The sequence below is a fragment of the Bacillus sp. CGMCC 1.16541 genome, assembly GCF_003184905.1.
In the GTDB taxonomy this organism is placed as follows: domain Bacteria; phylum Bacillota; class Bacilli; order Bacillales; family Bacillaceae_H; genus Priestia.
In genome coordinates, this window is sequence record NZ_QFRU01000009.1 from 125,715 (window position 1) to 138,877 (window position 13,163).

Genomic DNA, 13,163 nt, shown 5'->3' on the forward strand with positions numbered 1-13,163 from the left:
TCACAATTAATAAAAAGAGAAGAAGAGAATATGGTATAATTTTCAACGATATTTTTGACATGATGGTGGGGTATAAACGTGAAAAACAAACTAACAGAGAAAAGCATTGAGTTATTTGAACGAAAAGGGTTTAGTGAGACATCTATTCAAGACATTGTTGATGCGCTTGGCGTAACAAAGGGAACCTTTTATTACTATTTTTCTAGCAAAGAAGAATTGCTGATGAACATTCATCTTCGTTACATTGATGAAATGTTAAAGCAACAAGACGACATCCTATTAAATGAGACAAAAAGCTGTAAAGATAAACTATTTGAAATCGTCTATATGCTTATTCGTCACATTCAAACAGACGGTTCAAGTGCCAAAGTATTTTTTCGAGAGATGAAAAACTTAAGTGAAGAACGACTGAATCAGATTATGGAAAAGCGAGATCTTTTTCGTTTTAACATTGAAGAGATTGTGAAACAAGGAATGGAAAGCGGGGAGTTTCGTTCAGATTTAAATCCGAGTATTGTCACATTTGGCATTTTAGGGATGGCGAATTGGAGTTATCAATGGTTCAATCCAAAAGGAACAATTTCTGATCATGAAGTATCTACAATGTTTCTCGATATCTTATTAAACGGAATCGAACAGCAATAGGAAGAAGGGAGATTGCTACTATAGCACTCCCTTTCTAAAGCATACTAACTGGTTAGTATTAAACATTTAAAGGAGGAAAAAGAAGTGAAGAGTGAAGATATAAAGCAAATAACCGTTATTGGAGCAGGACAAATGGGACATCAAATTGGAATGCTTTGTGCATTAGGAGGATTCGATACAACGATTCAAGACTTAGAGGAAAAAGCTCTTCTCAAAGCTGAACAAAGTTTACAAGCAATTATGGAAAAATGGGTTCAAAAAGGAAAATTATCAGAAGATCAAAAAGAAGCCGCTTTTCAACGATTATCGTTTACGACTAGCCTTGAAAAAGCATCGACAAACGCTGATTTTATTATTGAAGCAGTTGTGGAACGATTAGATGTGAAGCAAGAGGTTTTCAAACAGGTTGATCATTTTGCCCCTTCCCATACTATTTTAGCTACTAATAGTTCAACCATTGTTAATAGTTTAATTGCTGATGTGACAAACCGTGCTGAAAAAGTCGTAAATATGCACTTCTTCTTCCCTCCACTTGTGATGGACTGTGTAGAAGTGGTTATGAGTGAACACACTTCTGAAGAAACCGCTCAAGTCACAATGGACATTTGTAAGCAAATCAATCGCACTGCTGTGTTACTGAAAAAAGAAATCTCTGGTTTTATCGCAAATCGTATATTAGGAGCTTTACAAAAAGAAGCAGTTTCACTTTACGAACAAGGAATCGCTGATTTTAAAGATATCGACATCATTTGCAGAAAAGCACTAAACCATCCAATCGGACCATTTGAATTAATGGATTTGTCTGGTATTGATGTCGGTTATTATGTCATGCAACAACGTTATAACGAAACGGGAGATTCATCAGATAAACCATTTGCGTGCATCGTGGAAAAAGTGGAAGAAGGACATTTAAGGTCAAGGATGGTACAGCTATCAAAAAGAAGGAGTGAAAAGTAAATGAAGCAATTCTTACAAATTGATATCCATGAAAAACTTGCAGTTGTGACAATCAATCATCCTCCATTTAGCTTCAACCGCTTGCGACTTTATGAGTCAAGGTTACTTTAATTAACTATTAACGATTACAACTTCTGTATCTAAAATCGGAAACAAAAGCTTTCAACTAACACACGGATATATCCTGTTCGCAAACAAAGCAAGTCATTGCCAAAGGAAAAGTTGTGATTGTCTATTTTGATTTCAACAAACAAGAAAGCCTATCTTACTAAATGATCTTCGTCAACACCTACATGAACATCTTATATGCACGTGAAAATTACTTTTTAAAAAAGGAGGAGAACCAACGTGAAGGCAAACGATACAATCTCCGTACGACAAGGTGAAGAGCTTGATACACAAAAGCTTCAAACGTTTTTAAATGAACACCTTGATATTCCATCTGCACCACTTGAAGTATCGCAATTTTCAGCAGGGCACTCTAATTTAACTTATCAATTGAAAGCAGGGGAATGGGAAGCAGTGTTACGCCGTCCTCCCCTCGGTCCGCTTGCTCCAAAGGCTCATGATATGGAGCGAGAATACGAAATTATTTCAGCAATTCATCCTCTTTTTTCACCAGCACCAAAACCGATTTTGTTTTCAAAAGATGAATCAGTTGTTAGGAGTCCATTTTTTCTAATGGAAAGAAAGCACGGCGTCGTTCTAGATACTTCATTCCCACCCAATACAATCATCACAAACGAGCTTTGTCAGCAACTTTCAGAAACAATGGTTGAGCAACTCGTAAAGCTACACAACATTAATTATCATGATACAAAACTAAAGGATATCAGCAAGCCACAAGGATTTTTGGAGCGTCAAGTACATGGCTGGATTTCAAGATACGAACGTGCTAAAACGGATGATATAAAAGAAGCGGATCGTGTGATGAAGTGGTTAACAGAAAACATACCAGTGACTCAAGAACCGACCATCATTCATTATGATTATAAATTAAACAATGCGATGTTTAGCCCAGACTTACAATCAATGGTTGGTTTGTTTGATTGGGAAATGACGACAGTTGGTGATCCCCTAGCAGATCTAGGTGTTGCGATGAGCTACTGGACGCAAGCTGATGATCCAGATTTACTAAAATCGGGGCTTGGTAAACCACCTGTTACGGTGACAGAAGGATTTTTCACAAGAAGTCAATTCATTGAAATGTACAGTAAAAAGAGTGGCAGAGACGTTACCAACATGGACTTTTATTTAACCTTTGCCTATTTTAAATTAGCTGTTATTTGTCAGCAAATTTATTACCGTTACCAAAAAGGGCAAACGAACGACAAGCGCTTCTCTAGATTTAATCATTTTGTGAACACATTAATTGTTCATGGTACACAGATCATGTCAAAGGAAGTCTTATAATTAACGAGATGACAAGGTGACGAAATGACCAAAATACATGTACTACTAAGAAAAGAAGATATATCTTCTGACAAACTAGCGCAAGGCTACAAAATCGCAGTCGTACTTGATGTATTACTTGCTACAACAACCATTGCGTCTGCTCTTCATGACGGAGCCACGGAAGTGGTTCCTGTCATGGATTGTTTAGAAGCAGAGCGAAAATGTCAAGAATACGAGGGTGGACGCTACGTTCTTGCAGGAGAAGAGCATGCAAAGCCTATTGAAGGATTTGTCTATCCTAGTCCTTTAATCATTCGTTCATTCATAAAAGATAAAGCACTTATTTTATCGACAACCAACGGAACAGTTGCATTGAAAAGAGCATCTCAAGCGAAAAAAGTATACGCCTCATCTCTTTTAAACAATCCTTATGTGGCTACTGCCGTGAAACAAAATGAAGATGCTGATACAATTGTAATCATTTGTGCTGGTAACTCAGGAGAAATAAGTTTAGAAGACTTATATGGAGCAGGAGACCTTATTCATTACCTACTAAAAGACAATCCATCCTCCTATGAATTAACTGACGCAGCAACTGCGGCATTGACTTTTTATAAAGGTTGCTCGAAAGCTTATGATGTATTATCCGCTTCACGTGTAGGTCGACTTTTAAAGCGATATGATGCATTAGAAGAATTGGTGTTTGCAGCGAAGAAAGGCACGTTGAATGTTGTTCCTATTCTTCAAGGAGAAAAGGTGATTTTAGATTATTCAATTCAACGTTAATACAAGGCTGAAAGGAGCTAGCTTGAATGAAGCAAACTAACAAACGATACAAAGGAGCACATTTTTTATTCTCAAAAACAGAATTACACGACATTTTTACTCCTGAAGAGTTCACAGATGAACATCGTATGATTGGCGCAACAGCAAAGCAGTTTATTGAAAAAGAAGTTGTTCCTTACAAAGATCAAATTGAGCAACAAGATTTTAAACTCGTCACCTCGTTACTAAAAAAAGCAGGAGATTTAGGGTTACTAGCACACAGTATCCCTGAACAATACGGTGGTCTTGGTTTAGACAAAGTCAGTAAAAGTATCGTGGGTGAAATGGTCGGACCGTCTAGTGGGTATGGTGTGGCACATTCTAATCATACATGTATTGCCACGCTCCCGATTACGTATTTTGGAACACCTGAACAAAAAGCAAAATATTTACCGAAAATGGCCGCTGGCGAGTACATTGGAGCTTATTGTTTAACAGAACCTAACGCTGGATCTGATGCGCTAGCAGCTCAAACAACCGCTCGCTTAAATAAACAAGGAACTCATTATTTATTAAATGGCTCAAAGTTATATATTACGAATGCTGTCTTTTCTCAAACATTCATTGTATATGCAAAAGTAGATGGACAACATTTTACCGCTTTCATTGTGGAAAAAAACTTTAAAGGTCTATTTTTAGGTCCTGAAGAAGACAAAATGGGCATTAAAGGTTCTTCAACTAGAACCGTTATCTTTGAAGATTGCGAAGTGCCTGTTGACAACGTATTAGGAGAAGTAGGAAAAGGGCATATTATCGCTTTAAATGTCTTAAACCTTGGTCGCTTTAACTTAGGATCTGCATGCATGGGGGCATCAAAACACGGATTGAAAAAGACTATGCAATTTGTAGAAGAAAGAAAACAATTCGGTCGCGCAATCGGGCAATTTCCGGCTTCAAAAGAAAAAGTAGCCAAAATGGCCGCTCGCATTTATGCAGCAGAATCTGTCCAATACCGCACCGCTCAACTATTAGAGGAATCAATTGGTGACCTATATGAATCCACAGATTTCAAATTGATCGGTAAGCGAATGAGTGAATATGCAACAGAATGTGCCATCTGTAAGGTGTTCGGCTCAGAAACACTGGATTATGTAGCAGATGAGTCGCTACAACTTCACGGTGGAGCTGGATTTATTAAAGAATACGGCATTGAACAAATGTACCGAGATTCTCGCATTAATCGGATTTTTGAAGGAACGAATGAAATTAATCGCCTTTTGATTCCAACGCACTTATTCCGGAAAGTGGTTAAAGGAGAAATTGAGCTTGAAACAAAAGTACAAGAAGCGCTATTACAACTACAACAGCCTTCTTCCTATCGTGTAGACGAATGGGCAAAAGAATTGGAAAGTGTTGATTTAATCCGTAACGTCTTCCTACTATGTACGGGTATTGCATATGAATCGTTTGGAAGTAATCTCGTTAACGAACAAGAAACATTGATGAAGTTAGCTGATCTTGCAATCGCTTTATTCTCTGTAGAATCTGTCGTGTATCGTACATACAAATCGATTCTACAACATGGAGAAGTAGCTTCTTCTTTAAAAATGGACTTAACACATACGTATGTAGAAGAACAACTATGGGAAGTCGAGCGAATTAGTCGTCAGCTTGTAACAGAATTAACTGAGGGAAAAAAGCAACAGCAAATAGTCGGCCTATTCATTCAATCGTGTAGCCGTTACTCTTCTTTCGGTCACACGATTGAACGAAATCGACGTATCGCTGATTCACAATATCGTGTACAGCAATATTCTTGTAGCTAAGGAGGAAATGACAGGGTCAGATGTTCTAGTCGACGGCGGATGGCTACTAGTATAAACCAATAAAAAGGGAGAGATTGGTATGAGCGAACAACATTTACTTATTGATTATTATCAGTCTGTGATGGTGATTACGTTAAATCGACCAGATAGCCTGAATGCTTTTAGCGCTGAGATGATTTTAGGGCTAACAGACGCATTAAAAGAAAAACGTAAACCAATTTTTCAAGGAAAATAAGGGGGAAATAAAAATGAAAGCAATCCAACTTACACAATACGGTGGTCCAGAAGTATTAAAGGTTGTCGAATTGAACCGACCAACACCAAGTGGCTATGACGTACTCATTGAAGTTCATGCAGTTGGTGTTAACTACGCTGACACTGCGCGCCGTGAAGGGCAGTACGTAGTGAAAACACCACTGCCGTTTATTCCAGGTGCAGAAATCGCAGGAGTTGTCGTGGAAGTAGGAGACAACGTGACGAATCTTCAAGTAGGAGATAGAGTCGTGACGTTAATAGAGTCTGGAGGTTACGCAGAATTTGCGCTTGCTGATGCACGAGGAGTGATTCCGCTTCCAGATGCATTAAGTTACGAGCTTGCAGTTGCGCTCCCACTTCAAGGATTAAGTGCGTATCATGTGTTAAAAACGATGGGACGACTAGAAAAAGGGGAAACCGTTCTTGTACACGCTGCTGCTGGTGGAGTAGGAACCATCGCTGTTCAGCTAGCTAAAATTTTCGGGGCAGGAACAGTCATCGCAACAGCCAGCACAGAAGAAAAGCTAACTCTCGCTCGTGAAATGGGCGCAGACATTGTCGTTAACTATACGAAAGATGGTTGGGAAAACAATGTATTACAAGCAACTGGCGGTAAAGGAGTAGACGTAGCCCTTGAAATGGCGGGAGGAGATGTTTTTTATAAAACATTGAAATGCTTAGCAACATTCGGACGCCTTGTAATCTACGGTGTGGCAAGCGGTGAACAAAGTCGTTTTTACCCTTCTTCATTAATGGCTAGAAATCAGTCGGTGATTGGCTTTTTCCTTCCACAAATCATGAGAAAGCGCGAATTGCTTCAACCTAGTTTGCAAGAGCTATTTACGTATGTATCAGACGGTCGCTTAAAACTAACCATTGGCGAAGTATTTGCGATGGAAGAAGCAGCTCACGTGCACGAACTGATGCAAAGTCGTCAAACGAAAGGAAAACTCGTACTCACTCCTAAATGAAATTGATAATCCATAAAATCCTCTTATTCACTCGTCTTATAAGAGGATTTTTTATGCACTTATTGACAAAAAACAGAGAAATATGATAATTAAATAGATGATTAGCACTCTTCTTTATCAAGTGCTAAATACATACACACAACGAAGTGAAAGGGGAAGTTTTAATGACAAAACAACCATTTAAAGCCGAATCGAAGCGATTACTAGACATGATGATTCATTCTATTTACTCTCAAAAAGAGATTTTTCTCCGAGAGCTCATTTCCAATTCAAGTGACGCGATTGATAAGCTTTACTATAAAGCTTTAACAGATGATTCACTTCAATTCGATCAAAGTCAATACTTTATCAAAATTACAGCAAACAAAGAAACAAGAACATTAGCTATTTTAGATACAGGTATTGGCATGACAAAAGAGGAACTTGAAAACAATCTTGGAACCATTGCAAAAAGCGGATCTCTTGCATTCAAAACAGAAAATGAATTAAAAGATGGACACGATATTATTGGGCAGTTCGGAGTTGGCTTTTACTCTTCTTTTATGGTAGCTGATAAAGTAACGGTTATCACAAAGCCTTTTGGTAGTGACGTGGCATATAAATGGGAGTCAACAGGAGCGGATGGATACACAATTGAAGAAGCAGAGAAAGAAAGTGTTGGAACCGAAGTCCTTTTAACAATTAAAGAGAATACAGAAGAAGAAACCTATGATGAATACCTTGATGAGCACCGCCTTCGTTCTATTGTGAAAAAGTACTCTGACTTTATTCGTTATCCTATTAAGATGGACGTCACAACAAGTCGTCTAAAAGAAGGAAGCGAGTCTGAATTTGAACAAATTCAAGAAGAACAAGTCATCAATAGTATGGTTCCGATTTGGCGCAAAAACAAAAGCGAACTAACTGATGCAGATTATGAAGCATTTTATCACGAAAAACATTACGGATTCGATCAGCCACTTAAACACATTCACATTAGTGTAGATGGTACAATTCGTTATCAATCTATCTTGTTTATTCCAGAAAAAACACCGTTCGATTATTACACAAAGGAATACGAAAAAGGCTTAGAACTTTATTCTAATGGTGTGCTAATTATGAACAAATGCGGTGATTTACTTCCTGATTACTTTGGGTTTGTAAAAGGATTGGTCGATTCAGAGGATTTATCACTAAATATCTCTCGAGAAATTTTACAACAAGACCGTCAGTTAAAATTTATCGCCAAAAACATTAAAAATAAGATTAAAAGTCAATTGAAAACGATGTTAAAAAATGAGCGAGAGAAATATGAAACTTTCTTTGAATCATTTGGTAAACAGCTAAAATACGGTGTGTATAGCGACTTTGGCGCGAATAAAGAAGATTTACAAGACTTACTAATGTTTTATTCATCAAAAGAAAAGAAACTTGTCACACTAGCAGAATATGTGTCAAGAATGCCTGAAGATCAAACTCACATCTATTATGCGTCAGGTGATTCATACGATCGTATCGCAAACATGCCACAAACTGAACTTGTACAAGATAAAGGTTATGAAATCTTATACTTTGTCGACGAAATTGATGAGTTTGCGATTAAAATGTTGATGAACTACGAAGGAAAAGAATTTAAATCTGTTTCAAGCGGTGACTTAAATCTTGATGATTCTACCAAGGATACAGGTGATACAACGACTGAGCATAAAGAACTTTTCGAATATATGCAAGAAAAGTTAGCCGGTAAAGTAAAAAAGGTCAAAGAATCAAAGCGTTTGAAAACACACCCTGTCTGCTTATCAACAGAAGGGGAAGTAACAATTGAAATGGAAAAAATCCTAAGTGCTATGCCAGATAATCAAAACATTAAAGCGGATAAAGTGTTAGAAATCAATCCAAATCATGACATCTTTAAAGCACTTACACACGCATTTGAGAACGACAAGGAAAAGGTTGATCTCTATACAAACCTATTATATAACCAAGCTCTTCTTATTGAAGGACTTCCACTTGAAGATCCAGTCGCATTTACTAATGACATGTGCAAAGTCATGGTTTGATGTAGTCGATAGTAGACAATGATATACCTCTCTTTAAGTAGACAGATTTTAAAATTTGCTACTTAAAGAGAGGTATTTTTTATCTTAGGGCGAACTAACTTTGAGGGAGAGAAAGGAAAAGGCTTTTTGCTTTTTCTCCCTTTTTGGAGAGGAGACTGTATTAGATGACTGATAGAAGACTTGTTATTGGGGGTACTGGAAGTGGTGTTGGCAAAACGACACTAACAATTGGATTAATGTCTGCATTGATGAAAAAAGGCTTAACTGTTCAAGGGTTCAAGTGTGGTCCAGATTATATCGACCCTACATATCATACTGCCGTTACAAAACGTCCTTCTAGGAATTTAGACAGTTGGATGTTATCAGAAGATACTGTTATTGATATTTTAGCACACGGAAGCAAAGGAGCAGACATTTCGATCATTGAAGGGGTAATGGGTTTTTTTGACGGAAAAGACCCAAAAACAAACGAAGGTAGCACAGCCGACATTAGTATCATTACAAAAAGCCCTGTTTTATTAGTCGTCAATTGTGAGAGTGTGGCGAGAAGTGCGGCTGCTATTGTCAAAGGGTTTCAACTATTGGATGAGAAGCCAAATATTGTTGGTGTCATAGCCAATAAAGTAGGAAGCGAGGGACACTTTAATCTTGTCAAAACCGCCATCGAGCAAGAGTGTCACATTCCTGTCATTGGTTATTTGAAGCGAGAGCTTGAGGTTGAAATACCAGAAAGGCACCTTGGGCTTATCCCATCAATTGAACGAGGTGAACTTGATTCATTCTTTGATAAATTGGGAGACCTTGTCCTTGAAACAATTGACATGGATCAATTGCTTGAATTATCAACTTCTCCTTCACTTAATAGAATTGACGCGCTCGCTCTGTTCAACAAAAAAAGGGAACCAACAATTAAACTAGCAGTCGCAAAAGATGCAGCTTTTAACTTTTACTACCCTGAAAATCTTGAAATCTTACAATCTTACGGTGCAGAAATTGTTTATTTTTCACCACTTGCAAATGAACCGTTACCACTCGATGTAGATGGACTCTATCTTGGTGGTGGATTTCCTGAAGAGTTTGCGCATGCGCTATCACAAAACGATGTAGCGAAAACTTCCATTAAACAAGCCATCGAACGAGGAGTCCCTACGCTAGCTGAATGTGGAGGATTTATGTATCTAACTGAGTGGATTCAAACAACAGATAATCAACGTTATTCCATGGTAGGAATTATTTCTGGTCATGTAAGCATGCAACCTAAACTAGCGGCATTAGGTTATCGAGAAATTAGTGGGCGAGAGGAGAACTTCTTGATTGGCAAATATGAACAAGCAAGAGGACATGAGTTTCATTACTCCACTTTTCACTCAGATGGTGATTTTGATTATGCGTATGAGACGAAAGGAATGCGCGGAAAAACGACAGAAGGGTATTTAAAGAAAAACATTGTAGCGGGATATACTCATTTTCATTTCGCTTCGAATCCTCAATTGGTGGAAAATTGGATTACTCATTGTAAGAAAATAAAGGACAACCGAGTGTCTGGCGCAGCAAAAAGAAGTGTGTTGCCCTAAAACATTTTGAGGCATTAGCATTAAATTTCTCCTATTAATTAGAAAATCAAGCAATAAAAAAGAGTATCCTAATGATGAAGGATGCTCTTTTTCACTGAAACCTTTTGGTCAATATATTGAAAAACATGAGTAGGTATGGTAAATTTATATAGATACGCACAATTATATTAAAATTGATTAAATTATCCCTAATATAATTATACAACAATATTCCTGTGCTAGTCAATCTACTTACGAAAAAATTTTTAAAGGAGTGTTTACTATGGATTCAACCTTTAAAGGAGAGCAAGAACGATTACACGAAGTAGTAGAAATCATCACTAACGACATGAAACGATTAGAAAAAGAGACCACTCAACGTCGAAATGAAGTCGTTCAAATTCGCAAGCACTTTTGGGATGAGGTTAAAGTAAACACAGATACGTTTGATGATTATTTAGAGACCATCATCGGCTTACGACAAGAAGCACAGGCTCTTTCAATTAGTCAGAGCACTCACAAACATGCAGCGAAACGATTATCCACATTGCGTCGTATGCAAAACAGCCCTTATTTTGGGCGAATTGACTTTAATGAAGATGGTGAAAGCGCTCAAGAACAGATTTATATTGGTATTTCGTCACTTAGTGATTCAAGTGGAGAAAATTTCTTAGTGTATGATTGGAGAGCACCTATTTCAAGTGTTTACTATGACTATGAACCAGGATCCGCTAAGTATGAAACACCTGGTGGCATCATTACTGGAAAGTTAGAAAAGAAGTGGCAGTATCTGATTCGAAACAGTCGTCTTCAATCGATGTTTGACACAAGTCTTACCATCGGAGATGAAATCCTACAGCAGGTGCTAGGTAAAACAACAGATAAACATATGCACAGTATCGTAGCGACCATTCAACAAGATCAAAATAAAATCATTCGTCACGATCAAGGGAGACTACTCATTGTTCATGGTGCAGCAGGAAGCGGTAAAACCTCAGCTGCTTTACAGCGAATTGCTTATTTGCTTTATAAGTATCGGGATTACTTAGATGCGGATCAAATTATCCTCTTTTCACCGAATACGATGTTTAGTAGCTACGTATCTAACGTGCTTCCTGAGCTTGGTGAAGAGAATATGCAGCAGGTAACCTTTCAAGAATATTTAACGCATCGACTTGGTGACGACTTTCAAGTTGAAAACCCGTATGAGCAGCTAGAATATGTATTAACAGCAGAACACACTCCTTTTTATCAATCGAGACTTGCGAGTATTCAATTTAAGGCTTCAACACGTTTCTTTGATTCTCTCCAATTATACAGACAGTCGTTGGAGCAAACAGGTATGCTTTTCCACGATATTATCTTTAGAGAAAAGACACTTGTGACTGCAGAGCAAATAACCGAACACTTTTATACGCATGATACGACACTTCGTTTTTCTAACAGACTTGAACAAGTACAGCATTGGCTACTCAAAAAAATAAATGAGTTTCAGAAAAGTGAAAAGAGAAAGCTTTGGGTAGAAGAGGAAATCGAACTCCTTAGTAATGAGGCTTATCATAAAGCACATCGCTACCTAGCCAAAAAGAATGGCTTTACAAAAGAGAATATCGCCGATTATGAAATGGAACCTTCAGCTCTTGCTCAATTACTGGTCGGACAAAAATTAAAGCCACTGCGACAACAGGTTAAGTCTTTTCAATTTATTGATATTAAAGGGCTATACCGACAATTCTTTCATGCTTCACACAATGAACACTGGCTAACTGAAAATAAACCCGCTGCTTGGTCTGCTATTTGTGAAGTGACATTAGATATGCTAGAGCGGGATAAACTATTTTACGAAGATGCAACTCCGTTTTTGCTTTTACAGGAATTAATTCACGGTTTTCAGACGAATAGCTCGATTAAGCATATTGTCATTGATGAAGCGCAGGACTATTCTCCATTTCAATTCGAATTTTTAAAACGGTTGTTTCCGGCAGCAAGAATGACTGTGCTAGGGGATTTTAATCAAGCAATATTCGCTCATGCAAGTGAGAAGGTTGATTTTACAACACTTACTAGCCTTTATGGTCAAGATAAAACAGACGTTATTAATATAACGCGCAGTTACCGATCTACAAAGCCTATCATTGAAGTGACACGAAGACTCATTCCGAACGGAGACTCAATCGTTCCATTTGAACGTGAAGGAGAGCAACCTACAATAAAACAAGTAAAAGATCACTCAGAGTTACATCATTGTATTATCTCTAAAATCACTAGCTTACAAGCCCTAGGTTATCAAAGTATCGCGATTATTTGTAAATCTGCTGCGGAAAGCTTACACGCATATGAAGCACTATCTCATATAAAAGAGTTAAAGCTTATAAAAAGGAACTCAACTGAGTATGAGCAAGGCATTGTTGTGATTCCAGCTTATTTATCAAAAGGAATTGAGTTTGATGCTGTTATTATTTATGATGCGTCAACACATACCTATGGAGATAAAAGTTTACGAAGAACCTTTTATACAGCTTGCACGAGAGCGATGCACCACTTGCAACTTTATAGCATAGGAGCGCCAAGTCTGTTTTTAGAAAAAGCATTAAACGAGGGATTTCTGAAAAAAGAGGAAGAATGAACAAATAAAGTAAAAAATATGGTATAGTTGAAACGCTTTACAAGAAAACAACTCGTACCCAAGCTATGAAATCGTCACTGATTTTATAGCTTTTTATTTTGAAAACGAAACCGAATTGTTTGTAGCGTTGT

At 37.7% G+C, this 13,163-nt stretch carries 9 protein-coding genes and 1 pseudogene; all 10 read left to right on the plus strand.

What is annotated here, in order from left to right; genetic code table 11:
- Positions 1 to 78 precede the first annotated feature (78 nt).
- Entirely contained in the window at positions 79 to 645 is a 567-nt protein-coding gene (locus tag DIS06_RS11115; protein ID WP_110113341.1) for a TetR/AcrR family transcriptional regulator, read from the plus strand.
- Between the two features lie 84 nt (positions 646 to 729).
- Positions 730 to 1,606: pseudogene (locus DIS06_RS11120) on the plus strand (3-hydroxyacyl-CoA dehydrogenase family protein).
- Positions 1,607 to 1,950: 344 nt separating this feature from the next.
- Positions 1,951 to 3,015 (plus strand): phosphotransferase family protein, encoded by a 1,065-nt coding sequence (locus DIS06_RS11125; protein WP_110113342.1) that lies wholly within the window; start codon positions 1,951 to 1,953, stop codon positions 3,013 to 3,015.
- Positions 3,016 to 3,039: 24 nt separating this feature from the next.
- The gene (locus DIS06_RS11130; protein ID WP_110113343.1) at positions 3,040 to 3,783 is read left to right on the plus strand and encodes a 2-phosphosulfolactate phosphatase; all 744 of its coding nucleotides are present in this window, start codon (positions 3,040 to 3,042) and stop codon (positions 3,781 to 3,783) included.
- Between the two features lie 26 nt (positions 3,784 to 3,809).
- Positions 3,810 to 5,588 carry an acyl-CoA dehydrogenase family protein gene (locus DIS06_RS11135; RefSeq protein ID WP_110113344.1) on the plus strand — a complete coding sequence of 593 codons (1,779 nt, stop codon included), beginning with the start codon at positions 3,810 to 3,812 and terminating at the stop codon, positions 5,586 to 5,588.
- 79 nt (positions 5,589 to 5,667) lie between these two features.
- A complete protein-coding gene (locus tag DIS06_RS20155) occupies positions 5,668 to 5,823 on the plus strand; it encodes an enoyl-CoA hydratase-related protein (RefSeq protein ID WP_162595958.1) in 156 nt (51 codons plus the stop codon).
- A gap of 13 nt (positions 5,824 to 5,836) precedes the next feature.
- On the plus strand, positions 5,837 to 6,814 hold the full coding sequence (locus tag DIS06_RS11140) for a quinone oxidoreductase family protein (protein WP_110113345.1): 978 nt from the start codon (positions 5,837 to 5,839) through the stop codon (positions 6,812 to 6,814).
- A gap of 164 nt (positions 6,815 to 6,978) precedes the next feature.
- Positions 6,979 to 8,853, plus strand: a complete 1,875-nt coding sequence (gene htpG / locus DIS06_RS11145; protein ID WP_110113346.1) for a molecular chaperone HtpG — start codon at positions 6,979 to 6,981, stop codon at positions 8,851 to 8,853.
- 164 nt (positions 8,854 to 9,017) lie between these two features.
- Positions 9,018 to 10,427: a cobyrinic acid a,c-diamide synthase CobB gene (locus tag DIS06_RS11150; RefSeq protein WP_110113347.1), complete on the plus strand. Its 1,410-nt coding sequence runs from the start codon at positions 9,018 to 9,020 to the stop codon at positions 10,425 to 10,427.
- A 262-nt stretch (positions 10,428 to 10,689) separates the two neighbouring features.
- Complete coding sequence (helD, locus tag DIS06_RS11155) at positions 10,690 to 13,032, plus strand: RNA polymerase recycling motor HelD (RefSeq protein ID WP_110113348.1); 2,343 nt, start codon at positions 10,690 to 10,692, stop codon at positions 13,030 to 13,032.
- The last annotated feature ends 131 nt before the right edge of the window (positions 13,033 to 13,163 follow it).